The sequence below is a fragment of the Massilia horti genome (assembly GCF_004614195.1).
Classification (GTDB): domain Bacteria; phylum Pseudomonadota; class Gammaproteobacteria; order Burkholderiales; family Burkholderiaceae_D; genus Telluria; species Telluria horti.
On sequence record NZ_SPUM01000078.1, the window covers coordinates 18,360 to 45,071 of the forward strand.

At 65.5% G+C, this 26,712-nt stretch carries 24 protein-coding genes; 11 read left to right on the forward strand and 13 right to left on the reverse strand.

The window, feature by feature from the left end:
- Window positions 1-44: 44 nt before the first annotated feature.
- The 3 genes from E4O92_RS12040 to E4O92_RS12050 form a co-directional block, all read right to left on the reverse strand.
- Window positions 45-224, reverse strand: a complete 180-nt coding sequence (locus E4O92_RS12040; RefSeq protein ID WP_135190014.1) for a hypothetical protein — start codon at window positions 222-224, stop codon at window positions 45-47.
- A 72-nt stretch (window positions 225-296) separates the two neighbouring features.
- A complete protein-coding gene (locus tag E4O92_RS12045; protein WP_167759773.1) occupies window positions 297-1,490 on the reverse strand; it encodes an HD-GYP domain-containing protein in 1,194 nt (397 codons plus the stop codon).
- Between the two features lie 291 nt (window positions 1,491-1,781).
- Window positions 1,782-2,042: a hypothetical protein gene (locus tag E4O92_RS12050; RefSeq protein ID WP_135190016.1), complete on the reverse strand. Its 261-nt coding sequence runs from the start codon at window positions 2,040-2,042 to the stop codon at window positions 1,782-1,784.
- A gap of 224 nt (window positions 2,043-2,266) precedes the next feature.
- On the opposite strand from E4O92_RS12050, the gene E4O92_RS12055 reads away from it, so the two are divergent.
- Window positions 2,267-2,650, forward strand: coding sequence for a BlaI/MecI/CopY family transcriptional regulator (locus E4O92_RS12055; protein WP_206076858.1), 384 nt, complete (start codon window positions 2,267-2,269; stop codon window positions 2,648-2,650).
- Window positions 2,640-3,851, forward strand: coding sequence for a M56 family metallopeptidase (locus E4O92_RS12060; RefSeq protein ID WP_135190017.1), 1,212 nt, complete (start codon window positions 2,640-2,642; stop codon window positions 3,849-3,851). Before E4O92_RS12055 ends, E4O92_RS12060 begins: the two co-directional genes overlap by 11 nt.
- Window positions 3,852-3,857: 6 nt before the next feature.
- On the opposite strand, the gene E4O92_RS12065 is transcribed toward E4O92_RS12060, so the two are convergent.
- The 3 genes from E4O92_RS12065 to E4O92_RS12075 are packed head-to-tail and all read right to left on the reverse strand — an operon-like array spanning window position 3,858 to window position 5,902.
- Window positions 3,858-4,343, reverse strand: coding sequence for a hypothetical protein (locus E4O92_RS12065; RefSeq protein ID WP_206076859.1), 486 nt, complete (start codon window positions 4,341-4,343; stop codon window positions 3,858-3,860).
- A gap of 57 nt (window positions 4,344-4,400) precedes the next feature.
- Window positions 4,401-5,270 carry a pirin family protein gene (locus E4O92_RS12070; protein ID WP_135190018.1) on the reverse strand — a complete coding sequence of 290 codons (870 nt, stop codon included), beginning with the start codon at window positions 5,268-5,270 and terminating at the stop codon, window positions 4,401-4,403.
- Window positions 5,271-5,305: 35 nt separating this feature from the next.
- Window positions 5,306-5,902: an FMN-dependent NADH-azoreductase gene (locus E4O92_RS12075; protein WP_135190019.1), complete on the reverse strand. Its 597-nt coding sequence runs from the start codon at window positions 5,900-5,902 to the stop codon at window positions 5,306-5,308.
- Window positions 5,903-6,013: 111 nt separating this feature from the next.
- Here E4O92_RS12075 and E4O92_RS12080 point away from each other — a divergent pair, with 111 nt between their 5' ends.
- Window positions 6,014-6,934, forward strand: coding sequence for a LysR family transcriptional regulator (locus E4O92_RS12080; protein WP_135190020.1), 921 nt, complete (start codon window positions 6,014-6,016; stop codon window positions 6,932-6,934).
- A gap of 272 nt (window positions 6,935-7,206) precedes the next feature.
- Here E4O92_RS12080 and asd read toward each other — a convergent pair whose 3' ends face one another.
- On the reverse strand, window positions 7,207-8,073 hold the full coding sequence (gene asd, locus E4O92_RS12085) for an archaetidylserine decarboxylase (protein ID WP_135190021.1): 867 nt from the start codon (window positions 8,071-8,073) through the stop codon (window positions 7,207-7,209).
- Between the two features lie 261 nt (window positions 8,074-8,334).
- Between asd and E4O92_RS12090 the strand changes: the two genes are divergently transcribed.
- Complete coding sequence (locus E4O92_RS12090) at window positions 8,335-10,518, forward strand: TonB-dependent receptor plug domain-containing protein (RefSeq protein WP_229483282.1); 2,184 nt, start codon at window positions 8,335-8,337, stop codon at window positions 10,516-10,518.
- 11 nt (window positions 10,519-10,529) lie between these two features.
- Here the strand turns inward: E4O92_RS12090 and E4O92_RS12095 are convergent, their stop codons facing one another.
- The 6 genes from E4O92_RS12095 to E4O92_RS12120 form a co-directional block, all read right to left on the reverse strand.
- A complete protein-coding gene (locus tag E4O92_RS12095) occupies window positions 10,530-11,393 on the reverse strand; it encodes an EamA family transporter (RefSeq protein ID WP_135190023.1) in 864 nt (287 codons plus the stop codon).
- Window positions 11,390-12,625, reverse strand: a complete 1,236-nt coding sequence (locus E4O92_RS12100) for a TCR/Tet family MFS transporter (protein WP_135190024.1) — start codon at window positions 12,623-12,625, stop codon at window positions 11,390-11,392. Before E4O92_RS12100 ends, E4O92_RS12095 begins: the two co-directional genes overlap by 4 nt.
- Before the next feature lie 62 nt (window positions 12,626-12,687).
- Window positions 12,688-13,353 carry an HD domain-containing protein gene (locus E4O92_RS12105; RefSeq protein ID WP_135190025.1) on the reverse strand — a complete coding sequence of 222 codons (666 nt, stop codon included), beginning with the start codon at window positions 13,351-13,353 and terminating at the stop codon, window positions 12,688-12,690.
- The gene (locus E4O92_RS12110) at window positions 13,334-13,834 is read right to left on the reverse strand and encodes a ribonuclease HI family protein (protein WP_135190026.1); all 501 of its coding nucleotides are present in this window, start codon (window positions 13,832-13,834) and stop codon (window positions 13,334-13,336) included. The genes E4O92_RS12105 and E4O92_RS12110 overlap by 20 nt, the downstream gene beginning before the upstream one ends.
- A gap of 329 nt (window positions 13,835-14,163) precedes the next feature.
- Window positions 14,164-14,616, reverse strand: coding sequence for a YXWGXW repeat-containing protein (locus tag E4O92_RS12115; protein WP_135190027.1), 453 nt, complete (start codon window positions 14,614-14,616; stop codon window positions 14,164-14,166).
- 199 nt (window positions 14,617-14,815) lie between these two features.
- Window positions 14,816-15,037 carry a hypothetical protein gene (locus E4O92_RS12120; RefSeq protein WP_135190028.1) on the reverse strand — a complete coding sequence of 74 codons (222 nt, stop codon included), beginning with the start codon at window positions 15,035-15,037 and terminating at the stop codon, window positions 14,816-14,818.
- A 195-nt stretch (window positions 15,038-15,232) separates the two neighbouring features.
- Between E4O92_RS12120 and E4O92_RS12125 the strand changes: the two genes are divergently transcribed.
- The 7 genes from E4O92_RS12125 to E4O92_RS12155 all read left to right on the forward strand — a co-directional run bounded on the left by E4O92_RS12125 (window position 15,233) and on the right by E4O92_RS12155 (window position 26,593).
- Window positions 15,233-18,463, forward strand: coding sequence for a penicillin-binding transpeptidase domain-containing protein (locus tag E4O92_RS12125; RefSeq protein WP_135190029.1), 3,231 nt, complete (start codon window positions 15,233-15,235; stop codon window positions 18,461-18,463).
- A 55-nt stretch (window positions 18,464-18,518) separates the two neighbouring features.
- Entirely contained in the window at window positions 18,519-19,757 is a 1,239-nt protein-coding gene (locus E4O92_RS12130; protein WP_135190030.1) for a hypothetical protein, read from the forward strand.
- On the forward strand, window positions 19,754-20,320 hold the full coding sequence (locus tag E4O92_RS12135) for a hypothetical protein (protein ID WP_135190031.1): 567 nt from the start codon (window positions 19,754-19,756) through the stop codon (window positions 20,318-20,320). The genes E4O92_RS12130 and E4O92_RS12135 overlap by 4 nt, the downstream gene beginning before the upstream one ends.
- Window positions 20,321-21,370 carry a hypothetical protein gene (locus E4O92_RS12140; protein WP_135190032.1) on the forward strand — a complete coding sequence of 350 codons (1,050 nt, stop codon included), beginning with the start codon at window positions 20,321-20,323 and terminating at the stop codon, window positions 21,368-21,370.
- Complete coding sequence (locus tag E4O92_RS12145; protein WP_135190033.1) at window positions 21,367-22,371, forward strand: hypothetical protein; 1,005 nt, start codon at window positions 21,367-21,369, stop codon at window positions 22,369-22,371. Before E4O92_RS12140 ends, E4O92_RS12145 begins: the two co-directional genes overlap by 4 nt.
- A gap of 96 nt (window positions 22,372-22,467) precedes the next feature.
- A complete protein-coding gene (locus E4O92_RS12150; protein ID WP_135190034.1) occupies window positions 22,468-24,363 on the forward strand; it encodes a hypothetical protein in 1,896 nt (631 codons plus the stop codon).
- Between the two features lie 7 nt (window positions 24,364-24,370).
- Window positions 24,371-26,593, forward strand: coding sequence for an SUMF1/EgtB/PvdO family nonheme iron enzyme (locus tag E4O92_RS12155; RefSeq protein ID WP_135190035.1), 2,223 nt, complete (start codon window positions 24,371-24,373; stop codon window positions 26,591-26,593).
- Window positions 26,594-26,712: the final 119 nt, after the last annotated feature.

The following is a 26,712-nucleotide window of genomic DNA, read 5'->3' on the forward strand; positions in this document are numbered from 1 at the left end:
GCAATCGACCCAAAGCCTCGGTCCGCCAAATGCCGTCGCGCTGGCTACGCAGATGTGCAAACACCGGCCTCAAACCCGATCCAGGCATATTCGTTGGAGTTAATTCCTGAGCCGTTGCGGTCAGCGCTCAGGCCTGCGCTGTCGTGAAGTTCGTCCAACACTACCTGTGCGTCAAACGGATGATCCACAAAGACGTAGTGGATAGGCGCTTTCGGATTTTCCATGCCAACTCGGCAAACCTCAATGCCTTTTTTTCGCAGCGCCTCTACCACCGGAAGAATTGCTGAGGGAGCGGTTCAGACCGATGCTTCCCGTTCGCTTCCGGCTTGATCCGCGTGCGGAGCGAGCCTCGGTGCAAGATTTCCTGTGGAGGTCAGGCGAAACAGCTTGATACGGTCGAACACGACCATCACCTTGGTCCCGGATAACAGCGAGGTGATCGCATATTTCGGCTGCGACGTGTCGCGCGCCACCGGCTCGCCCAAAGGCAAGCCGGTGGCGCTGACCAAGCTGCAGACGGAGGGGGTATGGGCGTTCGCACCGCGCCGCACGACGACGGCGCTGTCGCCGTTCGCGAGTTTGACGTAGGTGCCAGGTGGGTAGATGCCGATCATCTTGATCAGCGGGCTCGTCAACCCCTTGTCAAGCCGCGGATCCTGCAGCAGTTCGCGCGCCGCGACCTGAGCATTCTTCGCGCTGCGGTAGGCTCGTGGCGTGACCTTGGCCAAATATATATCGACATGGTGCGCCAGTTGCGCCAGCAGCGGAATTGGCGCGCCTGGGGCTTCACGCTCCGGATGATGCTTTTCGACGGCACACAGCCATTCCTGATCCACCACGCCGATCGCTTCCAGCAATCGTCGACCGACGGCGCCATGCTCGTCGATGATCTTGCGCTGTGCCGGCGTAAGCGGCGTAGTCTGCGACGTCAACGTGGATTGCAAGTCCAGCATGCCAATATTCATCGTAAGCGCAGCCCGGCAGGCGTTCAGGACGCCGTGCTCGCTCCAACCGATTGAGCGCGCTACGATCGCGCACAAGGCAGCGGCCTGCAAGTGATGGGCAATCACGTAATGCGTGGTTTCCATCTGCATGATTTGAAAGATCGACTCGTCGGGTGCCTTGGTCACTGCCATCTGGATGCGCTTGGCCACTTGGTCGATCTCCGCAAGCAAGTTCGGCATCGGTCCGGGTACCGGCGCATTGACCACCTTCATCAATGCAAGATTCAGGCGCCCCAGCCAGCCGCGCAGATCGTCCCATTCATAAAAGGGATCAAACGCCTGGCGTGCACCCTCGCTGACCCGCTTCTGGACATCGGCCTTGTTGACGTACATGCCGAACTCGAGCAGACGTTCGCGCTGGTCCTCAGTGAGAATGATCGAACCCTTCTGCAGTAGTAGTTTCCCTTGCACGGAAAACACATCCCACTGCAAGGGCTGGTTGACCTTGATTTTGGCCGGATCGATCTCGTATAACTGGGTTGTCACGGTAGTAACGCATGTGTGCGATCAACCTGGACGAAGGTCTCGCTGAACAGGGAATGGTCAAGCTACTTCTTAAGCTTGAGGGAGTTTGCCAAGTCAAGGGAATGAACTTGATTTATACAGCAGTTGCGCAGTCGGGACGATGCGATATTGCAAGAAATACGCACGCCTCAGCTGGCCACGAGGACGTCCCGCGTCCCCTTTCGATGCGCGGCATCATCTGCCTATCGCGACCGACAGCACCCGACCCGAAGCGGACCTTCGGGATTCCGGACGACACGACGATCTAAGGTATCAAACGGCGTGTTCATACACTGCTCTAAGTTCAGAGACCAACGGCGAAAGCCCTTCAACCGAAAGGCCAACATAGGTTTCACTCTCGATCACTAATTGCCCTTTAGGGCTGACCACTGTCCACTGTTGGACGTCCTGAGATCCTGCCAGTCCGCTCCATTGATCTTGAACGTCGTATTGCAGATGGTGCAATGCACTTTTCAATCGGAGGAAGGCGACTTCATCGTATTCCTCTCCAACCACCCATTTTGCTGTTTCCATAATTCCGCTCCTGGCCGATAGCGGTCCTTGGCTCAGTCTACGGCTCATGTTGCTCTGATCGCAATCGGAGGTTTGTTAGGCGCTGCAAGGCAGGCGTATCGCAGCGAATCCATGTAGCCGCTACTGAAAGGTTTTGTTAGAGCTCTAAACATATCCTTGACACGAGCAATTACATATGTAATCGTTAGCAGCAATTACAAATGTAATCGAACGAATGGTAAATCATGAACTCCACATTGTCGATCAGCGAAGCCGAGTCCCAAGTAATGGAAGTGTTGTGGCGCGAACCGGAACCGGTGCCCGCCGAACAGGTGGTGAAGGTGCTCGTTGGAGCGCATGACTGGCAGGAGGCGACTGTCAAGACCTTGCTCAATCGGTTGCTGAAAAAGGGAGCGATTCGGGCGACCAAAGATGGCCGTCGCTACTTGTACAGCCCGGTGCTGCGGCGTGAACAGTGGATCACCGACGAAAGCAAGGGCCTGCTTGATCGCCTGTTCGGCGGGCGGATTGCTCCACTGGTTGCACACTTCGGCAGCCAGCGAAAGTTGAGCAAGGCCGAAATCGACGAGTTGGCGCGGCTGATCGAAGGAATGCGCGATGGCCAATAGCCTGATCTCGACGTTGGCCACGCTTACCTGGACTGTCACTATCGCGCTGCTGCTAGTGCTGGCCTTGCGGTGGGTACTGGGGCGCCTGTTTGGCGCTGCGCTGGCGTACCAAGTGTGGTTTCTCGTTCCCATACTGCTCGCCGTGGCCTTGATGCCTGAGCCAGTGCGACCGATTTTCACCGTCGCGTCCCTGCCGCACTTGCCAAGCGTCGAGACTCCCGCAGTGACAAGCACCGTCCATGACTGGTCCGCCGCCCTGGTCGCGGTGTGGCTTGCAGGCGTAATCGTGCTGGCTAACTGGTTTGTGCAGGACCATCGCCGCTACGTGCGCAAGCTGGGCCGGTTGACTGAGCGCGCTGGGCTGTACTTCAGTGATCGTGTTGATGCCGGCCCTGCATTGTTGGGCCTGCGCCAGGCGCGGTTGATCGTGCCAAAGGATTTTCTAAGCCGTTACAGCACGGGTGAACAGCAACTCATTATTGAACACGAACGGGTTCATGCTTGCCGCGGTGATGTCTGGGCCAATCTTTTCCAGGCTGCCCTGCAGTGCGCGTTCTGGTTCAACCCGCTGATCCATTTCGCGGCACTGCTGTTTCGCGGCGATCAGGAGTTGGCATGCGACGCTGCTGTCGTACAGCGCCATTCTGGCCAGCGCCGAGTGTACGCCGAGGCATTGTTAAAGGCGCAGACCGTTGCAATCGAGGCACCACCCACCGTTGCCTGTCATTGGCAACCAACCCACCTTGTCAAGGAGCGCATCATGAGTTTGCAACAAGCCCAGCCCAGCCACATGCGTCGCATCGCCGGACGATTCGTACTGGCCTCAGTCATCTTATCTGCCATGAGCATTGCGCTGGCAGCGCGCACAGACAACGAAATGCCAGCAAACGCCAAGAAATACAACATTGACATGAAGCTGGTGGTGGACGGGCAGGCAAGCACGCCGCGTTTCGAGGTCAGCGACGGCGGCAAGTTCGCTGTCCGCACCGATGCCAATGGCAAAAAATGGGCCGCGGAATTCGTCGTCAGTAAGGCGAGCCAGCCGAATTCAGTTTATATCGCTGCCAAAATTGATGAAGGAGGCAAGACGGTGGCAAAACCGAGCGTATTGGCGCCGATTGGCCAGCAATCGCGAATTCGCGTCGATACGGACTCCGGACCGTTCGATGTGAGCATGGTTGTGACCGAACTGGCGCGATGAGAAACGCTAGTTGACGATCCGTGCCGGCGCGTCAATGACATCGAACGCCGCCGGCATTGCGCCGAGGTGGGCGAGCAGGGCATGTGCACGCTCAGCCGGGGCCAATCCTTCGCTGCGCGCGATCGCTGCGCGCAAACCGGGGATCGCTTCGACGGTGTGCGGGCTGTCGTAAGCGTCGATCAGCAGCTTGAGCAGGTCATTTGGGGCGCCGCAGGCACGGCGCAGGCGCGTGTGGATCACGGCCAGGAGCGCACGCTGCATCCCCGGCGTCGGGTTGACGATGTGCGCGAAGACGGAAGGGGTGTTGGTGATCGATTCGCACAGGGCGCGTTCGATCTGGTCCGGCTTCATGTCGGACGCAATGTCGAAGTAAGCGCGGTCCCAGCGCGTGCGCGCGTAGGCATGCCCGGGCGGGAACGAATCGATAGTCTCCAGGCCGAGCGCGCGGCTGGCGCGGCCGAGCAGGTCGAGCAGGGTTGGAATCAGCGACATGGCCGCAAGTGTAACGCAAGCGCAAAGGAGCGGTCGATTGACCGCCCCTCCGGCGCGTCAGGCGAAGCGTCCCGCGCGGAAGTCCTCCACCGCCTGGAACAGCTCGTCCTGGCTGTTCATCACGAACGGCCCATACTGCGCGATCGGCTCGTTCAGCGGGCGCCCCGCGACCAGGATCAGGCGGCTTGCCGGCCCGGCCTTGATGCGCACGCCGTTTGCCGCCGCCGCGTTGTCCAGGATCGCCATGCGCGTGGCCGGCACCCCCTTGCCCTCGACTACCACCTCGCCACGGAACACGTAGATGAACGCGTTGTGCCCGGCGGGAAGCGGCTGCTCGAAGGTCGCGCCTTCCGGCAGTTCCACGTCGAGGTACACCGGCTCGGTGTTTTCCCTTTGAACCGCACCGTTCACACCGTGGCTGCTGCCCGCGATCACCTGCACCGTAACGCCGGCGTCCGTCGTGTAGCGCGGCACCTCCTCATTCGGGATATCGCGGTACCACGGCGTCGACATCTTGTCCTTGGCCGGCAGGTTCAGCCACAGCTGAAAGCCTTCCATCAAGCCTTCCTCCTGCTCCGGCATTTCGGAGTGGATCACGCCGCGGCCCGCGGTCATCCACTGCACGCCGCCGTTGGTGATCAGGCCCTCATTGCCGGCGCTGTCGCGGTGGCGCATGCGGCCCGTCAGCATGTAAGTCACGGTCTCGAAGCCGCGATGCGGGTGCTCCGGAAAACCGGCAATATAGTCGCCCGGCTTGTCGCTGCCGAACGCGTCGAGCATCAGGAACGGGTCGAGGCGGCGCTGCAGGGGCTGGGTGAGTACGCGATTGATCTTCACCCCGGCGCCATCCATCACGAACTGGCCGTTGATCAGGCGTTCCACGCCGCGCGACTGTGCCACGCTCTCTGTTTTGATCTGCTGTGTCATCACATTGTCCTGTTAATGCGCCGCCTCGGCTCGTCTTAGGCCAGCGCTGCTTCCACTTGGGCGTCGGCTTCCGCCTGCCCCTTCGCCGCCGCGTCCGGACCCATCGACTGGCCGGAAGAATACACGAAAGTATGGTCTGTCAGGCCGACGAAGTTGAGCAGGGTCTTCAGCTGCGGCACCTGCGGGTCGCCGTCGACTGGATAGATGCCGCCACGCGACGTGGCCACAAATACCTTCTTACCGCCCAGCAGACCGACCGGGCCGTTTTCGGTGTAGCGGAAGGTCACGCCGGCACGGGCGATCGCGTCGAACCAGGTCTTCAGTTGTACAGACATGCTGAAGTTGTACATCGGAGCGCCCAGCACGATCACGTCGGCGGCCTGCACTTCGGCGATCAGCGCGTCGTCCAGCGCCACGCGCGCAGCCTGTTCAGCGGTGCGCTGCGCTGCAGGGGTGAACAAGGCGCCAAGCGCCGCCTCGTCCAGCACCGGGTGCGGATTGGCCACCAGGTCGCGCACATTGATCTGGGCTTGCGGGTTGGCCGCAACCAGTTTGGCTACGATGCTGTTGGCGACACGGATCGATTCCGATTGTGCACCGCGCACGCTCGAGTTGATCTGCAAGATGTTCATGTTGGGACTCCTTCCATCTGTTGAACTTCGATGGAATACACTTTAGCAGTCCCAAAATCGACCCGGAAGACGATAAAATGGATAACATTATTCAGCCCGTGGAACAATCAGATGGACCTTGAACCGAACGATTTGCTGCTGTTCGCCCGCATCGTCGAGGCGGGCAGCTTCAGCCAGGCGGCGCAGCGGGTCGGACTGCCCAAGTCGACCGTTTCGCGCCGCATCGCCCTGCTCGAAGCCAGGCTGGGCGAGCGCCTGCTGCAGCGAACCACGCGCAAGCTGGTGCTCACCGAGTTTGGCGCCAGCCTGCTCGACCATGCGCGCAAGGTAGCCGAGGAGGTCGAGGCGGCCGGCGCCATGGTGCAGCACCGCCAGCTCGAACCAAGCGGCCGGCTGCGTGTCTCCATGCCCGCCGACCTGACCACTGCCGGCCTTGACGACGTCATCGCAACCTTCATCCTGCGTTATCCGGCGGTGGTGTTGGAGCTCGACCTGTCGCCGCGCCGGGTCGATCTGGTGGCTGAAAACTTCGACATCGCGATCCGCATGGGCGATCTGCCGGACGACGCCTCGCTCAACGCGCGGCGCGTGGTATTCGAGCGCCTTGGGCTGTACGCCGCGCCCTCATACATCGCCCAGCGCGGCCTGCCAGTGCATCCGGACGACCTGATCGAGCACGACCTGCTGTGCCTCCTTCACCGAGGCAGTGGAGGGATCTCGTGGGAGCTCACGCGTGGCAAGCAGCGATGGGAACGCGAGCTCCCAGCGCGGCTGAGGGCCAATTCGCCCGATCTGCTCACGCGCATCGCTTGCGGCGGGGCCGGCATCGCCGCCAGTTCCGACCTGTTCGCGGACAAGTTTGTGCGCAAGGGCGAACTGGTGCGCGTGCTGCCCGAATGGGAGATGCCGTCCGTTGTCGGCTGGGCCGTGTTCCCGGGACGGCGCCTGATGCCGGCGAAGACGCGTGCCTTTTTGGACCTGATGGAAGAGATGTGCAGCGGCCGCAAGAACGGGCACGTGCGTGCTGCCTGACCGGGACGCATGACAGACGTAGGGTGCGCACCTGTGCGCACGCGGTACGGTTGCGTTAAGTCTGCGGCCGCACTACGCCGCTGACAATTATGCGGCCAGCCGAAGGCGTAGGGTGCGCACCTGTGCGCACGCTGTACGTTCGCATGTTGTTGGCTCCTGCAACCCACTGGCCATGCATATGGGGGGCGCATTATCAGCGGCGTAGATCGAAGCCCCTGCTGGCGCGGACGCAAACGTGACGCAACCGTACAGCGTGCGCACAGGTGCGCACCCTACGCGCTTCCCGCCTGCCGCCGGTTCCCCATCATCTCGCCCAACCGCACCGGGCGTTCCGGCGCCCAGTCCTGATTGAAGGCGATGGTATCCTTCTTGAACAGCATCACGACGGTCGAACCGAGCAGGAAGCGTCCCATTTCCTCACCCTTCTTCAGCACCACCTGGTCGTCGCCTTCGTAGTTCCATTCGCAGATGCGCGCCAGGCGCGGCGGGTTGACCACGCCGTGCCACACGGTCGCCATGCTGCCGACGATGGTCGCGCCGACCAGCGTCATGACGAACTGCCCATGCTCGCTTGACTCGAACACGCAGACGACGCGCTCGTTGCGGGCGAATAGCCCCGGCACCCCGCGGGCGGTGGTCGGGTTCACCGAGAACAGCGCCCCCGGCACATAGATCATGCGCGTCAGTCGCCCGTCGCACGGCATGTGCAGGCGGTGGTAGTCCTTCGGGCTCAGGTACAGGTTGGCAAAGCTCCCGTGCTGGAAGTGTGCCGCCAGCGCAGCATCGCCACCGACCAGTTGGGTGGTCGTGAAGCTGTGCCCCTTGGCCTGGAAGATGTGGTGGTCATCGATCGCGCCGAACTGGCTGATCGCGCCGTCGACCGGGCATACGAAATCGGCGTCGGCCAGCGGGCGCGCGCCTTCGCGCAGCGGTCGCGTGAAGAATTCGTTAAAGCTGGTGTAGCTCGCGATGTCCGGATTGGCCGCCTCGTCCATGTTGACGCCGTATTTGCCGACAAACCAGCGGATCAGGCGGGTGGTCATCGCGCCGCCCTTGGCGCCAGCGACCCGGCCTGCAAGCGAGGTCAGCGCTTGTTTCGGCAGCATGTATTGCGGCAGTACTTTAATTCGATCGGACACGGGAGCCTCGAGCAGTAAGAATTGCGCATTATAGCGGCATGCAGCGGGGCATCAGTAGTTTTCCGACAGACATATCCCGGACTTCGGGGCCTGTCATGGGCGGAATGAAAGACCGCATTTCCAGGCGCACCTAACGTCGCGCTGCAACATGCATATCAAAAATATTTCCCCAAGAACAACACAAGTCTGTAAATATGCCGGACAATTGGCAGTCCAGCCAATTATTGTTTTGATATGCATACCTACCACTATTCATTTCGCTTGACCATCATCGCCGCCGCCATTGCTGCGGCGCTTACTGCCAACGCACAGGAAGTGCAGGCGCCGGTCGCCGCCAAACCTGCCGGGCAGAAGCAAAACCAGCCCGAAGACAGCACGATCCAGAAGGTCGAAGTGCGCGGCTCGGCCGACGCCTACGATGCGCGGCGCGACGATACCGCCAGCAAAATCGTCGTCAACCACGACGAGATCGTCAAGTACGGCGACACCAACGTGCTCGACGTGCTCAAGCGCGTGCCGGGCGTCACGGTCAGCGGCGGCGCCGGGCGCGGCGGCGAGATCCGCATGCGCGGGCTGGGCAGCGGCTACACGCAGATCCTGCTCAACGGCGAGCGCGCGCCCGCCGGTTTTTCGCTCGATTCGCTCTCGCCCGACGCGATCGAGCGCATCGAGGTGCTGCGCGCGGCCAGCGCCGAGTATTCGACGCAATCGATTGCCGGCACAATCAACATCGTGCTGAAGAAGGCAATCAAGACGGCGCAGCGCGAGCTGAAGGTCGGCTACGGCAAGGGCAAGCAAATTAACAGCCCGACCGCGAATGTGCAGTTGTCGGACCGCGTTGGCAAACTCTCGTATTCGGTGTCGGCCAACGTGTTCCGCAGCAAATTTTACGAACAAGCGGACAACCTGGAGCAGGCCTTCGACACAACCGGACGGCAAACCGGTTTGCGCACCACACCTTCGAACTCTCCTTCCAGCTTCACGGGGATTAACATCAGTCCGCGCCTGAACTGGACACTTGAGGGTGGCGACACGCTCACTTCGCAGAGCTTCGTGAACATCTTCCGCTTCGGAACGACCGCCCGTGCTCACACCGCGACGCTGTTGGGTGATCTGCCGCCGTATCCGGACAAGTCCCAGAACATGACCAACGACAACCAGTTTTTCCGGACCGACCTGAATTGGGTGCACCAGCTCGCCGCGGGCGCAAAGCTCGACATGAAGATCGGTGCCACCTATGGCAAGCTGGCCAACACGATGTACCGCGCTACCGGCGGCAACCCCGCCGTCGAGGAACTGACGCGCCAAATCGATTCGGCGGGCAGGGACCGCGGCCTTAACTCGACCGGCAAATACACCAACCCGCTGTGGGAGGGACACGCGCTGGCGATCGGCTGGGACGCCGGCTACAACACCCGTGACGACGAGCGCCACGAACGCGATTACCTGCATCCGTCCACGCGCATTCCCGGCGCCGACGAGATCTACACCGGGTACGTGTCGCGGCTGGCGGTCTACGCGCAAGACGAATGGAACGTCACGCCGCGCTGGTCGGTGTACCTGGGCTCGCGCTGGGAGGGCATCCGCATCCGCGCCGAAGGGAACAGCTTCGGCACCACCCACTCCAGTTCCAGCGTCTGGAGCCCCATCCTGCAGACGCTGTACAAGCTGCCCGACACCAAGGGCGACCAGCTGCGCCTGGCCGTGACCCGCACCTACAAGGCGCCCGACTTGCAGCGACTGCTGCCGCACCGCTTCACCTCGGTCAACAACAATCAGGTCGAGCCGGATTCCCAGGGTAATCCCAACCTGAAGCCCGAGCTCGCCCTTGGCGTGGACGCCGCGTACGAGCACTACTGGAGCCAGGGCGCGCTGTTCTCGGTCGCCGCTTCGACGCGCCGCATCACGGACTACACCCGCAACCTGGTGGTGTTCGACGGCAGCCGCTGGGTGTCGCTGCCGTCCAACAGCGGCCGCGCACAAACGCACAGCCTGGAAGTGGAAGCCAAGTTCCCGCTCAAGTTATGGTTCGCCAGCGCGCCCGCGATCGACGTGCGCGCCAACGTGGCACGCAACTGGTCGCGCGTCGATTCGGTGCCGGGCCCGAACAACCGGCTCGACCAGCAGACGCCACTCTCGGCCAACTTCGGCCTGGATTACAAGGCTGGCCCGCTCACCACAGGCGGTAGCTTCACCTTCAAGAATGGCGGGGAAGTGCGCGTCTCGCACAACCAGATCGCGTATGTCAACGTCAAGCGCGACCTGGACTTGTACGCGTTGTGGAAATTCGATCCGAAGGTCCAGCTGCGGGTGGCAACTGCCAATCTTCTCAATCAGGATAGCGTGGGCGAAAGCAGCTACAGCAGCGATGCCGGCGTGCTGCGCAGCCGCACAACCAGTTTGCGCACACCCAGTCTGCGCGCCACGCTGGAAATGAAGTTCTGACGCCAGGCGCTTCAGGCGAGGCGCATCGCGACCGCGCCGCACGCGACCAGCGTGGCGGCCGACAGCCGCGCAGGACCGACGCGCTCGCGAAGGACCAGCGCGGCGATCGCGGTCGCGAACAGGATCGAGGTCTCGCGCAGGGCGGCGATCGCCGCCACCGGCGCCTGCGTCATCGCCCACAGTGCAATGGCATAGGCGCCGAGCGAGGCCCCGCCTCCGAACAGCGCCACGTGCAGGTTGGCGGCCGTGAAGCGCACCGTTTCCCGTCCGCGGCGTACCAGTGCCCAGACCAGCATGCCAACGCCGGGCAGCAGGAAGATCCAGATCGTGTATGCCGCCGGCGAACCCGAACGGCGAACGCCGGCGCCATCGATCACTGTGTATGCCGCGATCGTACACGCAGTGAGCAGCGCAAACGCGGTGGTGCGCCGCGCCGCCTGCGAAGCGGCGCGTGCGGTCATGTACATCGCCAGGATGCCGCCGCAAATCAGGCCGACCGCCAGCCACTGCCCACCGCCCAGCCGTTCGCCGGTCAGCGGTGCGCTGGCCAGCGCAACCAGCAACGGCGCGCTGCCGCGCATGAGAGGATAAGCGTGGCTCATTTCGCCGCTGCGGTAGGTTTCCACCATCAGCGCGTAATAGACCACGTGGACCGCACCGGAGAGCGCAATGAAGGGCCAGCTGGCAGGCGCCGGCGCGGCGACGAAGGGCAGGCCCAGGGCGCCGATCAGGCCGCCGCCTGCGAGCACCAGCACCGAAACGAGGAAGGGATCGCCGCGCGACTTGAGCAGCGCATTCCAGCTCGCGTGCAACAGCGCGGCCAGCAGCACCGCGCCGAGCACGAAGCCCGGGACGCTTCCCGTAACTGCGGTCACGCAGCCGCCCTGCGGCGGGCGAAGTAGCGGTAGGCCACTACGGTGGCGACCGTTTGCATTGCCGCGCACACGTAGAAGGTGGCGCCGATGCGCCAGTCGTTGGCGGGCAGGTGGCTGACGGCGCCCAGGATCGAAGTGCCCACCAGCGGCATGACGACCACGCCCAGGCTGCCGATCGACTGCAGAGACCCCATCAGTTCGCCCTGTTCGTTGGATGGCGTCGTTTTCGAGATAATGCCCTGCATCGCGGGACCCGCGGCGAACGCGAGCAGGTTACACAGGATGAAGAGGTACATCATCCAGCCCTGGGTGGCCAGGCCGTACAGCAGGTAGGTCACCGCACCGGAGGCCAGGCCCAGCAGGGACAGGCGCACTTCGCCGAAGCGCCGCATCAGCACAGCGAGCAGTCCCGCCTGCACCACGACCGACGCAAGGCCCACGCAGAACATCGCAAGGCCATTGTCGCGCGGGGTCCAATTAAAGCGGAAGGTGGTGTACAGCACCCAGGTCGACTGCAGCATCATCTGGGCGAAGGTGACCAGCACGACCACGATCACCAGTTCGCGAATGTCGCGCCGGCGCACCAGCCGGGCCAGGCTGCCCAATGGATTGACCCGGTCCCAGCGCATTGGCGCGCGCTGGTTTGCGGGCAGCGATTCGGGCACCACGAAATAGCCATACACCAGGTTTGCGGCCGACATGGCGGCGGCCACATAGAACGGCAAGCGCAAGTCAGTGCTGCCCAAGAGGCCCCCAAGCATCGGCCCGCAGATGAATCCCAGGCCGAATGCGGCGCCCACCTTGCCGAAGCTCTTTGCGCGGTTTTCGTGACTCGTTACGTCGGACGCATAGGCCATCGCCACCGACATGCTGGCCGAGGACATGCCGCCGATGACGCGGCCGATGAACAGGCAAGCCAGGTTCGGCGCCCAGGCGGTGGTGAGAAAGTTGATGCACATGCCGGCCATCGAATAAATCAACACCGGCCGGCGCCCAATGCGGTCGCTGGCGGCGCCCAGCATCGGCATGAAGATGAACTGCATCAGGCCGAACACCGTCGCCAAGATGCCATACCACAGTGCCTGCTGCTCGCGGCCGGTGACGAACTGGCCGACCAGGGGCGGCAGCACGGGAATGATCAGGCCAATTCCCAGCATGTCGATGAATACGCATACCAGGATGAAGTTAAGGTTGCCGGTGGAGGTTTTGTGGTCGGTTGCGGCGGCGGTCATCGGTCGAGGGAGGGGTTAATTTTTGGCCAAAACCGCTATATTAGCATCGAGCTAATCGTTGGTTACCGGTCGGATGATCCTGACCATTCGGCGGCGAATAGATCGCAAAAGGCGAGCAGCGGCGCCAGTCGTTCCCTGCCCAGGGCGGCGCCGGCCTCGGTCTGCATCATGGCAGGCAGTCTGGCAAGCTTGACGGCGACGTGGTCCAGCGCGTAGGCCTTGTCGTCCAGTTCCCGGCCATGGGCGAGGGGGTCAAGCGGATGTGCGAGCGACCGGCCCAAGCTGCCGCTGACGTAGAACAGCCGCGCCAGGCCAATCGGCCCGAGCGCGTCCAGCCGGTCTGCATCCTGCACGATTTTCGCCTCGATGGTCTCGGCCGCGATTGCTGCGGAAAAGCTGTGGGCTTCGATCGCGTGCGCCACCGCGTCCAGCTTCTCTGGCGGGAAGCCGATCCACGCAAGCTGGTGCCGCGCCAGTTTCGCCGAGCGGCGCGACGCCTGGTCGCGTTCGGGATGGTTCTTGGGCAGGTTCACGAGATCGTGCAGGTAGCATGCCGCCATCACCACCAGCGTGTCGGCTTGCGGATAGCTGGTCAATAGTTTCTGTGCGTTGCGCCACACGCGCTCGAGGTGGTTGGCGTCATGTGCGCCATCGTTGCCGGCGCTGCCTGCGGCCAGCGCGGCCAGGCGTTGCTGCCAGGCCGCGGCTTCATTCAATGATACTGTCATCAATTTCTTCTTGGGCTAACAGGGCGGCGCGTTGCGATAGCGCGTCCGCCTCCAGGTTCCTGTGGCGCGGCACCCAGCGCAATGATACGTCGGACAGCTGGGCGAGCAGTGCGCGTGCCGTAGCGCGATAGTCGCGCAGCACCGCAGCGGCCGCGTGATCGGGGCCGTTCACATCGTCGACGACAACCAGGCTGTCGCCATAGATCGTGAGGCTTTCCGCGCTGCATTCCACTGCGGCTTGCAGCACCGCGATCAGCGCGCGGTATTCGGCATCGCTGCTGTTGCCGTAGCCGGCAGGCAACGCGATTTCGACCAATTCGCCCTGCGGCCCCTTCAGCAGCGCGCCGATTGCGCAGCGACCCGGGTTTGGCCGCGCCGAGCCGTCAAACCAGGCGTGCCACGCAGTCGGATGAGTGCTGTGCCGGGCCTTGCGCTGCGGCTCCGTGGTCGTGTGCGATTCGGTACTGAGTGGGTCATTCATCTTGCGAGCATAACCGTTTCTTGCGGCCCTGACATAAAAAAAACGGCCCGGTCATCATCTCGACCGGACTGAACGGCATTAGGGTCAGAGTCAATTTGTTTTGCAACTGGCGGAAGTTGCTCAGTAATTCGACTCTGACCCCAATTTGGTTTCTGGCGCGTGGCAAATAGGCAAGTGGGGTCAGAGTCAAATTGTTTTGCAACTGCGGGAAGTTGCTCAATAATTCGACTCTGACCCTCGCTGAGATTGACAGAAAAAAACGGCCTGGTCGTTATTTCGACCGGGCCGTGGAGGCGCGTCTGCAACGTGTCGTTTGAATGCTTTACGCGTCAGTAGCGGCGCGGATTATTTGGGGCGCGGTCGTAACGGTCGGGCACGCCATCGCGGTCCCAGTCGCGGCGACGCTGCCATTCGGCACGCTGGTATTCGCGTTCGCGCCATTCCGCACGGTCCTGGTACCGGTCACGGCTATAAGGGCTCCAGCGGGCAGGCTCCATGTACCAGCCGCCGTCGCGGCGATACCAGACCGGCGCATTGTAGACATAGCCCGGGCGTTCGGCGATCCAGTAACCACGGACCCATTCGTGGCGATGGCCGCGCCATTCCCAATGGCCGGGCGCCCAAATGTAGCCACGGCGCGGCGCCGGTACGGCTTCATACAGCGGGGGCGGCGGTGCGGTTCGAACCACGACACTGAAATTGTTTGCCGCCATCGACGGCAGCGGAACATATGCGGCTGCGCCAAGCGCGATCAGGGCTGCAAGAGTGAGAGTACGTTTCATTTCAGTCCTCCTAATCCATAAACCGATGATTCACTATATCAAGCGGCGCTAAGGCTGGGGACGTTTGAAGCAGGTGCTTACAACTGAAACAAAACCGGAAGTCGAGGTAACAGGCAGGGAAACGAAAATTGCGCGACGGCTACGCGCGGGCGCGCACGCGGTCAGCCTGTGTCTGCTTAGCGTGCGCGCACCATGACGATCAAGCGTGGCTCCCGCTCACGCGCTCTGCCAGGCGCAGGACCAGCTTGTGTGCCGCCGACGGCCGCTTGGCGGTCACGTTGACGACGGCCATTTTGGTCGGGGTCGCGATGTCGGTGACCAGCGGTTCCGGGACAGTGCGGGCGTTGGCGACAAAGCCGACGCTGCCGGCTGCGATCAGTGCGACGATGAAAGCGGCTTCCATGTGCTTGAGGACGTTCATGTTGTTCTCCTTATGAATGTGGTTTCGATGTGAGCACTGTATCCAAGCGGGCCTATTGCAGCCATCGGATTGCGACGAGTGGACGATTTGGCGGGACAGGCTGCAAAAAATGCGGCCCCGGACCTGTTTCAGGCACCCTCCGCTAACGGTGGATGCAGGCCCGCGGCGGGCCGGTTCACCGAGGGCGGGGAATCAATGACGGGAACGATCGCGAATGTACTGCAACTGCTTGCCGCCAACCGGACGTCCTGGCGGCGCGCGCGCAACCTGCGCACGGGAGCGCGGCGCCAACAAGCTGCCAGCCCGGCAAGACAGGCGCGCGCATTTGTCTTGCCGCGTGCGACGCGCGGATTCTGGATCGCCATCGCAGGCGGCTTGTTTGCGTTGGCCGGTGCGCTTGTTCTGGTATCGCATGCGCAGCGCATGTGGAACGTCGCCGCCGCGCTCGAGCCGGGAGCGGCCGATGCGCAGCTCGACGCGCTGCAGCCGATGTTCGCGGGCGCTGCGCTGCATGTGCCGGGGCAGGGCGGCGTCGAGCTGGCCCGGGTTGGCACTGGCCATATCCTCACGCTGACCGGAATGCGGGCGCTAGCGCCTGTCCGTGTCGACCTGTGCGCCCAGATGGCCGATCCGCACCGGCAGCGCCTTCTGCCGGTGCGGATCGGCTACCGGTTCGAGGACGTCGCCCGCTGGGCCGGGACGAATTCCGGATCGACGCTGCGCAACCTCATCCTGGCCGGCCCGGGCACCCGCATGCCGGTGCTGGAGATCGGTGGCACGGCCGTGGCAGATTTTGCGAGGGCCGGCAGCGAGCCGCTGTGGGTGCTTTGGCACGGGCAGGCGGAAACGATCCGCTGGATCGGCGACGATGGTGCGTACGGCCAGGGACAGCGCGGCCAGGCCGCGTTGCGCCAGGAAGGCTGGCTGCTGTGGCCAGGTGACGGTCTGCTGCATGTCATCCGGCGCGCAAGCGCGGGCTGCACGTCCGGGGAGCTGCTGGTGCAGTTGTACCGGTTGGCGCCAGGCGCGTCGCGCAACTCGATGGTCGTAGCGTTCCCTGCCCAAGGGGCGGCGCGCACGGTCTGGCTGCCACCCGGCGACTACCAGGTGCCGGCGGCACCCGCAGCCCGCTTGGAAGACCAGGCCTTGTTCGAGCAGCTGCTGGCGCGCGGCCTGGTACGCCTGGGCAGCTCCGGGCTGGTGGAACTGGCCCCACCTGACCTTGGCGCCTACCTAGCTGCCCCTGACTCGCGGGCCGAGGGGCCTGCGGGGTGGGAGAGCGTGCAATTCGACGACGAGGCACGCCAACTGCTCGCGCACCTGTACCACAGGGCTGATGGAGACTACGTGCGTGAGCAGGTCCGCGTGTTCAACAGCGAACGGCGGCTGCTGGCGTGGCGGGTACGCGCGCCGCAAGCGCAATCGGGGTGGCAGGCCAGCATCAGCGGCGCGCCAGTGGCCGTCAGTGTCACGATGCCAGCCGCGTCCGCGCGCCTGTTCGCCCGTTTGCCCGAAGGGTGGCTGGCATGGCAGCGGGTGGCGGACTGGCCGGGGCAGGAGGGCAATGCGCGCCTGACGCTCACGCTACCCCAGCCTGCGTCCGGCAACGAGACGCTGGACGTGCTGCTGGCCGGGCGGCTGGAGTCACTGGAAGGCGCACGGCTGGCCGGGCCGGCGCGCGACGTCTGCACGGGCCGCGGATGTGCCGCTCCAAACGCTGTTCAACAACTGGCGTTGCGGGCCGCTGCGGGTAGCCGCAGCATTACGCTGGTCGCCGCGCCGCTGGACATGGCCGCGCTGGCCGCGCCGGGCGACCAGCGCTATCGCCACCTTCGGGTGGAAAACGGCCAGCTCACATGGCAGGCCTTGCCGTATGGGGAACGCGGGCCGCGGCCGGCGATGGCCAGCGTGGTGCTGGCCGACCGTAACGGCGCCGCGTTGTGGAGCGACGCCAGGCCGACCGCACAGGCACAGGCTGCGGGCCTGGCGCCACTGCTTGGCCTGCGCGCCGGGCACGCCAACAGCATCGCCGGCATGCTGGCACGGGTGCCCGCAGCAAGCGGCGCGCATCAGGCGCGGCTTTCGCTCGATCTTAATTTGCAGGCAGCGAGCCAGGCCGCGCTCGACTGCGTCGGCATGCGTCGCGGCCGGGTGGAGGGCGCGAACTGCACCGGCGCGAGCGTCGCGCCGGAAGGACGCGAGGCCGGGATCGTGATCATCGACACCGAAACCGGCGACGTGCTCGCCGCCGCCGGCGCCGGCAACCAAATCACCGGCGCGGCCGACTGGAGTGAGGTGCGCGACTTCGACCGTGCCGACCCCGCTCGCAGCCCGTTGCGTCTGCCGGCGCTGCAGCACGACGGCGGCGCACACCGCAGCCCGGGCTCGACCTTCAAGCTGATCAGCGCACTGGGCCTGGAGTTGGCCGCCCAGCGCGACTCTGGGCTCGACGCGCTGCTCGGCGGGATGCCGCTGGCGCAGCTCAATCGCATGGCACTCGACAACGGCTTTGGGTTCCGTACCGATGCCGCGGTATACCCGGCCAAGACAACACGTGCCCATATCACCAACTTCCGCGATCAGGGGCTGGACCGGCGCGCCGAAAATGGTCGCCTCGGCCTGGCCCAGGCGCTCACCTACAGCTTGAACACATGGTTCGCCTGGACTGCGGAACTGTCCGACCGCAGCCTGTTCGGCCGTCCCGACGGCGGCGCGCCCGACCTGCAGGCGCTCGAACCGGAAGCACTGGCCGGCGTACGGCCGATCGTCGAGATGGCGCATCGGCTCGGCTTCGAGCAGCCGCTGCGGCTGGACGGGGGGTTGCTGCCGGCGGACTTCCGCTGGTCGGCCTGGGACGCCCTGCAGGCCACGCCGGCGCACATCGACCCGGTCCGCTCGCGGCATGAACTGCGCCAACTGGCGATCGGCCTGCGCATGCAGGTCACGCCGCTGCAGATGGCGCTGGCGGCCGGCGCGGTCGGGCAGGGCAGGTTGATCCAACCGCGCCTGCTGCTCTCGCTCGACGGGGTTGACGCGGCAACGGCCGATGGTGCGCCGCTACCCGTCCGTCTGGACCGGATTCGCGCTGGCCTGAAAGGCGTGATCGACACAGGCACGGCCGCCGGCGCCTTCCGCGACGCCGAATTTGCCAGCCTGCGTCGCGGCCTGTACGGCAAAACCGGTACCGCGCCCACTGGCATGCGCGACCCCGCGGGACGCGAGCTGGCGACGGTCTGGTTCACCGGCTGGCTGGAGCCGGGCAGCCTGCCAGGCCAGACGCACCGATGGGCGCTGGCCGCCTTTGCCAGCCATTCCGAGGCCACCGGCGGCGAACACGCGGCCCCGATCGTCGCCGGCGTCCTGCGCAATGTGCTGCGCCAATCGCAGGAACAGCAGCCGGATTCCCCCTCTCCAACGCGTCCATAAGGCGGGTTTCTATGGCATTATTTTGCTGAGTCTGCCATCGAAGAAAGAGGGAGGTATGCGTCTGCCGGGGACCCGCTACCAGGAGCACGGCTGGGAGCAGGTGCGCAAGCTGCTGGGACAGTGCTCGCTGCGTGTGTTCGCCGAGGGTGACGCGACGCGCCTGCTCGCACCAGGCGGCGGGGAGCTGTATGTCGAGCTGGTCGCGCAATGCCTGCACGAGGCGGGCCGCAGTGCGCGTGCGACGGCGCCCGGTAACAGCTACGGTGACAGCGTGCTGGAACTGTCTTTCACGCTGCTGTACGAGCTGCAGGCGCGCCAGGCCGACTGGTCCGCATTGCGCGCGGTGCTGGCCGAAGAATTTGAACGCAGCGGCGCTTTCTGGCTCGAGCCGGGCGGCGACGCGCTGCTGCGCAAGAAGATCAACGATATGTACGCGACCCTGCGCGACAAGGTCGATGCCGACAACTACCAGGTCGCCTGCGGCCGGCCGTGCAGCGCCAATCGTATGTACGCCTACCGCATGCTCGATACCGCCTACAGCGAGATCGCGCGGCTGTTCGCGGCCTGGCCGGAGAGTGCGGAGCAGGTCGGCGCCATCCTTGGACGACCGCTGGCGGCGGCGCCGATCGAGGCGCGCCAGATGCATTCGATCCGTGACTGCCGCGCCGAATGGGTGCTGGCCTGGAGCGAAACGCGCGAGCGCTTCACCGGCAGCCCAGGTCCCCTGCACACCCGCTCCAAGCGCTTTGCGAGCCTGAAGAACAGTCCTGAGAAGATCGGCGCGATGCTGCGCGAGATCGGCGAGTACGAAGAATTGTCGGCCAATCGCGACCACGACTGGCTGCCCGATGGTGCTGCTGCTACCGTGTGGCTGGAAGACTATTGGCGCGTGATTGACGAGTCGCTCGATTCGCCCACGCCCGGCCCGGACCAGATTCTAGAGGTGTTCGAGGACGAGTTGGACCAGAGCGCGCCGCAGGCGACAGACGCAGACACAGCCGCCTTCGTTGCGCCGTCCCCCGGCTACATATCTGGGACGCACGATGCCAGCAACTGGGTCGAGTGCAAACTGGCGGGCGAATCGCAGCCGGTGCGCCTGGCCGTATACCTGAAGCTGCTGGGACCGATGGACGATTGCTACCCGGTCGATTGGCTCGATCCCGCCACCGGTGCGCTGCCGACCATGCAGCAGCTGGCCCAGCTCGGCCAGGTATCGCTGCCGACATTGAGAAAGCGCCGCGATGCCGCCATCCTGCGGCTGCTGGGGGCGACCATGAAGGAGGAACACGGATGACGAAAACCGCATTGGATCGCAAGCTGGAGGAACGGCTCCTGCTCGGTCGCCGGGTGCCGGGCGACCGGCTGATGTTGGCCGACGAGGTGCTGCGCGCGGCGCTGGGTGGCAGCCGGCCGTTGACGGCCAACGAGCGCAAGGCGTTGCAGGGCTCCCCGCTGACCCTGCGGCGGCTGCGACAGCTGGCGTTGGAGCGCCGCAGTGAGCGGCCTGCCGCCAACGACGCCGCGTGGGGGGGCAGCGCCGGCATGCTGCGCGCTGCCGACAGCGGCAGTCCGCTCACCGAACTGTGCACGGATGACCGCTGCTGGAGCCTGCATTTCGCCGGTAGTAGGGGTGCCTGGCACGTGATCCTGCAGGTCGCGGCAAACGCGCCGTTCGCAGCAACCCTGCTGCGTGAACGGCCGCTGCTGCGGGTGGTGGACGGCCAGGGCGGCATTGTGCTGCAGGGCCGCCTGGACCTTGATGGCGAATGCGAGGCCGCCTGGCCGTTCGCGCTGGACCCTGTCAGTCACTTCCAGCAGGCCGGCGCGGTATTCGCGGTCGAGCGGGCCGAGGTCTGAATGTTCGGACTGTTCAAACGCGGCGCAAGGCAGGCCGAACTCGATACCCCGGCACTGGGCGCGACCGTCATCGCGCTGCCGATGCCTGTCGGCTGCAGCGCGCCAAACGGCTGTGCGGCCGTGATCATCAACGCCAGCGGACGGACCCGGCGCGCCGAGGGCAAGCTTGCGCTGGGCGGGGACGAGCGTGCCTACTGCTTTCATCCCGGGCCGTATCAGGTGGATCTGGTTCCGTTTGCGGCGGCGCCGGAGATTGGCTTGCGCGTCGCGTTCGCGATCGACAGTCCCGATCCGCACGCGGTGCAGCAGCGCTTCGACCTGTTCCTGGCCAGCGAAGCGGCGGGGCAAGTGGAGCTGGCGGCGTTCGCCAAATTGATCGAGGCCGCGCTGCAGCGCGAGCTGGCGCAGGGTAATCTGGCGCTGCCGCCATGCACCCAGCTCGACGAATGGAACGCCTTTCGCGCCGGCTTCAACCAACTGCTCTTCATGCGTTTTGGCGTCACCGTCGACGACTGCCTGCCGGTCGATCTGGGCGAGCACCGTGACTTCGCGGCGCTGCTCAAGGAGCGGGTGTTGCCCGATGCGCCGCCGGCGGAGGAAGTGACTGCGCCGGCGTGCGTGTCGGACGAAGTATTCGACCCCACGATCGCCGACGCTGGCGCCCTGCGCCGCCTGTTCCTGGAACTGCCATGCGTAATGTGCCAGTTGCGGATGGCGGGGCTGCCGCCTGGCCAGGAGCTGTTCCGCATGCAGCAGGAACTGCTGCAGCGGCTCGATCTTGTGAGCCTGTCGGCCGGAACCATGCCCGCGCTTGGCCTGTCCGGGCCGGGGCAGCCGCTTGCGCCCGCTCTGCAACTGCGGCGCGCCCGCCACAGCCGCCGTGCAACCGCAGCGCTGGACGAAGCGTGGGCGCTGCTCGCGCGCCTGGAGCGCGCGCATGAAGGCGACGTTGCGGAATTGTTCGACGAGGCAGGGCGCATCATCGCCAACCTTGAACACGACATGGCCGCGCGCCGCGGCACGACCGAGGCGGCAGAGGAGGACGCATGAACGCATTGCCCGCTAGCGTTGAATGTCGCAGCATCCTTGCCGACGGTTCGCCGCTGCTCGTCACCGCCACGCGCCGGCCGCGCGCGGGCCGCGCCGACGTCAAGTGCAGTGCGCCGGGCGACGCGGCGCTGGCGCAGCGGATGCAGCAGGTGGTGCGACTGGCGCGCCTGACCGAGCCGTGCCTGGACAGCCGCGACCAGGTCGTGATCAGTCTGGACCGCGCACCCGCCGGCACCCAGCGTGGCTGGGAACTGGCGGTCGTGCTGGCGGACCGCATGGTGCGCGGCCTGTTCCATCCGTCCCGTCCGATCTGCGCGAACGGCTGGTCCGACGAATGGCATCTGGGCCGCGTCACGGGGCATGATCTGCGCAATGCACCGGCTAATGTGCTGCTCGGCGGGCCCGATGGGTTGGCACACCTGGGCGCGCTGACCGGCCAGCCCGACCAGTCGGCCGCGGTGGCGACAGGCAGTTGCTGGTTTCCGCTGCATAGCGGCGGCATCAACGACAGCTTGTGCCGGATCGACGTGAGCGTCTATCCCTTCCCTCACGACGGCGCCGAAGAGGAGGGCGCGATTGCCGTGCCCGGCGTGGACGCGGCGCGTCAACTGGCCGTGCGCCACGCGCTGGCGCAAGCACGCCACTTCGACGGGCGCGGCGTTGGCCGCTGGCGTACCGTGGTCCGCTTTGACCAGGCCGGCTTTTCGGGAGAGTCGTACGAACTGGCGCTGGTGCTGGCCGACCGCATCGCGCGCGGCCGGGAGTTCCTGGCGCGTGGACGGCTCATCGCCAGTGGTTGTTCCAGCGCGTGGCACGCCGGCCGCGTGGACACCGTGGAGGGCCTGGCGCCCAAGTGCGCGCTGATCGTGCGCGAAGCGGCGCCGGGCGACCGCGTGCTTTTGCCGAAGGCGTGGCAGCCGATGCTCCCGGACGGGTTTGCCGACGAACTGCGCAGCCGCGGCGCCAGTGTGGCCTGCATCGAACGGATCGGGATCATTTGAGCAAGCTCGCGCACGCTTGGTGCGCGAACCCGGGTGTGAGCGCAGCCCTGCTAGAATCGGGCAACAGTGTTGTCAGTTCAATAATCAGGAGTGGGTATGTTCCAGATGTTCGGATTCGGCGGCGAGCGCTGCCCCCGGTGTGAGCACAAGAACGCGGGCGAGGCGCACTACTGCGCGCAGTGCGGCGTCACGCTGGGCGGCCTGCGCAACGCGCCGGTGCTGCGCGAGAACCGCTGGATCGCCGGCCCGGACGAGCTGGCGGTGTTCTTCGGCGTGCGCGAACTCGAAGGCGTGTTCGTCAAGACGCTGCGGGTGCCTTCCACCGCGCGCGCCTACATCCTGCAGGGCGACCAGGCGACCGAGGTGCCGCAGGGCGAGTACGAGATCGAAGGCTTTTTCGCGCGCCTGAACCACCTGCTGCGCGACCAGCACGCCGAAATCCTGGTCACGCGCACCGGCGCGCTGCCGGTCACCTTTGAATTCCAGGACCTGGCGACGAGCGAGCACCTCAAGGTGGCGGCGCAGCTCACGGTGAGCGTGCGGATCGAGAACGTGGCCGCCTTCGCGCGGCATTTCATGACCATGCCCGGCGCGGTCACCACCGGCGAGCTGTGCGAGCTATTGGCTCCACCGGTGCGCCAGTTCGCGGCCGAATTCGTGGGGGCGCAGTCGATCCGCGACATGGCCGCCAACCGATCGCTGCGTGCGCAGTTGGACGAACGGCTGCAGGGCGCGCTCAAGCTGCTGCTCGGGCAGTACGGCCTGGCAGCGGTGCAGGTGCAGACGCTGTGCCTGCGCCACGACAAGTTCGACGCCAACCGCGAACGGATCGGAACCTTGTTCCTGGCGGCGGACGAGCGCCACGTACAGCTCGAGCATGCCAAACACCTGGACCAGCTATACGACGCCGAGGAATGGCAGCGCATCCGGCGCGAAGAACAGGAGAGCCGCCAGCGCCACAAGCGCGCCGAGTTGCGCCAGGATGAGACGATCGCACGTGCCGAGCTGACACTGGCAGGGGCCGAGCGCGCGCAGGCTGTGCGTGCGCGGGAGATCGAGCTGTACGGCCGCATCGCGCAAGCCAAGTCGCGCCGCGATGCGATCGAGCTTGGCGCCGGCGACATGCTGGCCGAACTCGAGCACGAATTGGCCAGCAAGGGCGCGCAGCGCGCGGAGCAGGCGGCCGGATGGGAGCACCTGCGCGCACTGGCCCGGATCAGGATGCGTACCGAACTGGACGTGGCGCAGCAGGACGCGCTGCAGGCGCGCCAGCTCGCCCAGCAGCGCTTTTCGCAGCAGTTGATGCAGCAGCAGATCAGGAACAAGATCGAGCAGGCCATGCAGATCGAGGACGCCACCCGACAGCACGCCGAACTGGTGCGCCTGCGCGAACAGGAACAAGCGGTGGCCTGCCGCGCACGCGAGATCGAGGTCGAAGAGCACCAGGCGCGGTTGCGACTGCTGCAACTGGCCAACGAAGCGCGCCGGCGCGAGGCCGCGCGCGTGCTCGAATGGGAAGAGGAGCTGGCCGCGGGCCGCAAGCGCGAACTTCAGCGCGCAGAAATGCTGCAGGCGGAGGAAACGCAGCAAAAGATCGAGTCCATGCGGCGCGACGGCGCATCGCTTGGTGCCATCGCCCAGCAGGAAAAGCTGCTGCGCACGATCGAGGCCGACGCCCTGCAGCAGCGCCAGACGCAGCAGCTGCAGCTGGAAGCGGAGGAACGCCGCCACGCGCAGTTGCTCGCGCGCGCCGAAGCGCTGGCCGCGATGGACGACACCGCCAAGCTGGCACTGGCTGGCGCGGCCAACGTCGGTGCGCTGGCCGACTTCATGAAGACCCGGGTGCACGCGACGATGGGCGCCGACCAGCTCGCGGCGCTGGCCCAGGTGGTGGGTGCCGCCGGCGTGCAGGGGCGCCTGTGCGCGCAGGGTCATCCGGTGCGCGGGGACGACAAATTCTGTGCCGTCTGCGGGGCGGCCTTGCCGGCTTGAGCCCAGGATGCCAACCGCAAGCGACAAGATTCGCGAACTGCATCAGCTGCATCAGGACGGCCTGTTAAGCAGCGACGAGTTCAAGCTGCGCAGGAACGCGATCCTCGATGCCCTGCACGCTGCGCCGGCGCCAAGCCAGGATTCGCGCGCCGGCACCGAGATCGGGCTGATGGCCGGCCAGGAAATCGGACCGCGCAGCCGCCGCTACCGGCTCGAACGCCTGATCGCGCGCGGCGGGGTGGCCCAGGTGTGGCAGGCCACCGACCTCGCCACGCATGCCGAACTTGGCCACAGCGCGCAGGTGGCGCTCAAGATCCTGGCGCCGGAACTGACCCGCAACGCGGCCTATGCGCGGCTGCTGGTGGAAGAAGCGGCCAGAGCCCGGCGGCTGGCGCACGAACACATCGTACGCGTCTACGACTGGGCGCAGGACCCGGCGACCTCCAGCTATTTCCTGATCATGGAGTGCCTGGACGGCGAGGATCTCGACGCCCTGCTGGCGCGCGAAGGCAGCGTCACGCTCGCGCGTGCGCTCGAGCTGCTCGCGCCGGTGGCCGCTGCCCTCGACTATGCGTGGACGCGGCACCGGCTGGTGCACCGTGACATCAAGCCAGGCAACGTATTCGTGACCCGCAGGGGCGAGGTCAAGCTGCTCGACTTCGGCATCGCGGCGCGTGCGCGCGGGACGGGCGTGGCGCCCGCCACCGAGGCGCCCGCCAGTTCGGGCACGGCGGGCTATCGCGCCCCGGAAGCCGGCATGGCCGGGCGCGAGCCGTTGCCGGCGCTGGACGTGCACGCGGTCGCCGTCATGATCAGCCAGATGGTCAGCGGCAGCCTGCCGTTCGGCGCGGCCCGCGTCCCCGGCGAGCAGCCCGTGATGCCACCGGCGCTCGGCCCGCGCCAATGGGAAGCGCTGCAAACTGGCTTCGCCTTCGATGCCGAGGCGCGGCCGGCGACGGTGGGCGAACTGCTGCAGCGGATCCGCGCGGCCGATGCCACGCCGGCGCAAGCCGAACCAGTGCGAAAAGCCGTCAAGGTGCAGGACCCGGAAGAGAGCGCGCGGCGCACGGCCGAAGCCAAGGCCGCAGCCGCCGCGCAGGCACAATTGGTGCGCGAACGGCGCGAGCGCGAAAAGCAGGAACGCGCGGCGCAGGAAGCTGTGCGCCGCGAACGCAAGGAGGCCCTGCGCCAGCAGCTTCTGGCACGCCGCAGGGAGGAGGCCGAGAAGGCGCGCCTGGCGCGCGAAGAGGCCGAGCAGGCCCGGCGCAAGGCACAGAAGGTGAAGGCGGCGGCCGCCATCCTGGAGCAGCAAAAGCAGGCCCGAACGGCCGCGCAGGCTGAGGCGCTGGCAGCGCCCGACACGCCAGCCCGAGAGGCGGAGCCAGTCGCGTCACCGGGCAGCTTGTTGCGCGACCACTTCCGGGACAGCCAGGACGCGGGACCCGAACTGGTGCTGCTGCCCGCCGGCCGCTTTCAAATGGGCTCGCCCGAGCACGAGCGCAAGATCGCCACTGCCGCCGGCGCCCAGCAAAACTGGCTCGCCCGCGAAACGCCGCAGCATTGGGTCGGCATCGAGCGGCCTTTTGCGCTTGGCCGCTATCCGGTGACCGTGGGCGAGTGGCGCGTGTTCGCGCGGGCCACCGGCTGGCGTTGCTCCGGCGAGGTCGACTGGGAAGCGCCGGGTTTCGCGCAGAACGATGCGCATCCGGTGGTCGGCGTGACCTGGCACGACGCTCGGCAGTACCTGCACTGGCTGTCCGAACGAACCGGCCAGCGCTACCGCCTGCCGAGCGAAGCGGAATGGGAATACGCATGCCGTGCCGGCACCAAGACAGCATTTAGCTGCGGCGACTCCATCAGCACCGACCTGGCCAATTACGACGGCAATTTCTGCTACAACGGCGGCCCGCCTGGCGTCTACCGCAAGGGCACGACGGCGGTCGGCACTTTTCCGCCGAACCCTTGGGGCCTGTTCGACATGCACGGCAATGTGTGGGAATGGGTGCAGGACGTGGTGCACGACAGCTATGACGGCGCACCGGTCGATGGCAGCGCGTGGGAAGAGGGCGGCGACCAGGCGCGCCGTATCCTGCGCGGCGGCTCGTGGCTGTACAACCCGCGCTACCTGCGCTCGGCGCTGCGCAATGGCTTTTCCGCAGTGCTCGCGAATGACATCGTCGGCTTTCGCGTCGCGCGCGACGTAGAGGTCGTTTCAAAATTAGTTGGCTGAAAATCGTCGTTCCCGCGAAAGCGGGAACAGCGCCACTGGCGCTGTTCCCCCCATAGACAGCATGAAATGACGCTCAGCATGGGTTCCCGCCTCCGCGGGAACGACGTGCTACTTTTGCT

Excerpts from the sequence above, each read along its gene's own strand:
- E4O92_RS12040 (WP_135190014.1), bottom strand. The coding sequence starts at position 224 with ATGGAAAATCCGAAAGCGCCTATCCACTACGTCTTTGTGGATCATCCG.
- E4O92_RS12050 (WP_135190016.1), bottom strand. The coding sequence starts at position 2,042 with ATGGAAACAGCAAAATGGGTGGTTGGAGAGGAATACGATGAAGTCGCC.
- E4O92_RS12055 (WP_206076858.1), top strand. The coding sequence starts at position 2,267 with ATGAACTCCACATTGTCGATCAGCGAAGCCGAGTCCCAAGTAATGGAA.
- E4O92_RS12060 (WP_135190017.1), top strand. The coding sequence starts at position 2,640 with ATGGCCAATAGCCTGATCTCGACGTTGGCCACGCTTACCTGGACTGTC.
- E4O92_RS12065 (WP_206076859.1), bottom strand. The coding sequence starts at position 4,343 with ATGTCGCTGATTCCAACCCTGCTCGACCTGCTCGGCCGCGCCAGCCGC.
- E4O92_RS12070 (WP_135190018.1), bottom strand. The coding sequence starts at position 5,270 with ATGACACAGCAGATCAAAACAGAGAGCGTGGCACAGTCGCGCGGCGTG.
- E4O92_RS12075 (WP_135190019.1), bottom strand. The coding sequence starts at position 5,902 with ATGAACATCTTGCAGATCAACTCGAGCGTGCGCGGTGCACAATCGGAA.
- E4O92_RS12080 (WP_135190020.1), top strand. The coding sequence starts at position 6,014 with ATGGACCTTGAACCGAACGATTTGCTGCTGTTCGCCCGCATCGTCGAG.
- E4O92_RS12100 (WP_135190024.1), bottom strand. The coding sequence starts at position 12,625 with ATGACCGCCGCCGCAACCGACCACAAAACCTCCACCGGCAACCTTAAC.
- E4O92_RS12105 (WP_135190025.1), bottom strand. The coding sequence starts at position 13,353 with ATGACAGTATCATTGAATGAAGCCGCGGCCTGGCAGCAACGCCTGGCC.
- E4O92_RS12110 (WP_135190026.1), bottom strand. The coding sequence starts at position 13,834 with ATGAATGACCCACTCAGTACCGAATCGCACACGACCACGGAGCCGCAG.
- E4O92_RS12115 (WP_135190027.1), bottom strand. The coding sequence starts at position 14,616 with ATGAAACGTACTCTCACTCTTGCAGCCCTGATCGCGCTTGGCGCAGCC.
- E4O92_RS12120 (WP_135190028.1), bottom strand. The coding sequence starts at position 15,037 with ATGAACGTCCTCAAGCACATGGAAGCCGCTTTCATCGTCGCACTGATC.
- E4O92_RS12125 (WP_135190029.1), top strand. The coding sequence starts at position 15,233 with ATGACGGGAACGATCGCGAATGTACTGCAACTGCTTGCCGCCAACCGG.
- E4O92_RS12130 (WP_135190030.1), top strand. The coding sequence starts at position 18,519 with ATGCGTCTGCCGGGGACCCGCTACCAGGAGCACGGCTGGGAGCAGGTG.
- E4O92_RS12135 (WP_135190031.1), top strand. The coding sequence starts at position 19,754 with ATGACGAAAACCGCATTGGATCGCAAGCTGGAGGAACGGCTCCTGCTC.
- E4O92_RS12140 (WP_135190032.1), top strand. The coding sequence starts at position 20,321 with ATGTTCGGACTGTTCAAACGCGGCGCAAGGCAGGCCGAACTCGATACC.
- E4O92_RS12145 (WP_135190033.1), top strand. The coding sequence starts at position 21,367 with ATGAACGCATTGCCCGCTAGCGTTGAATGTCGCAGCATCCTTGCCGAC.
- E4O92_RS12150 (WP_135190034.1), top strand. The coding sequence starts at position 22,468 with ATGTTCCAGATGTTCGGATTCGGCGGCGAGCGCTGCCCCCGGTGTGAG.
- E4O92_RS12155 (WP_135190035.1), top strand. The coding sequence starts at position 24,371 with ATGCCAACCGCAAGCGACAAGATTCGCGAACTGCATCAGCTGCATCAG.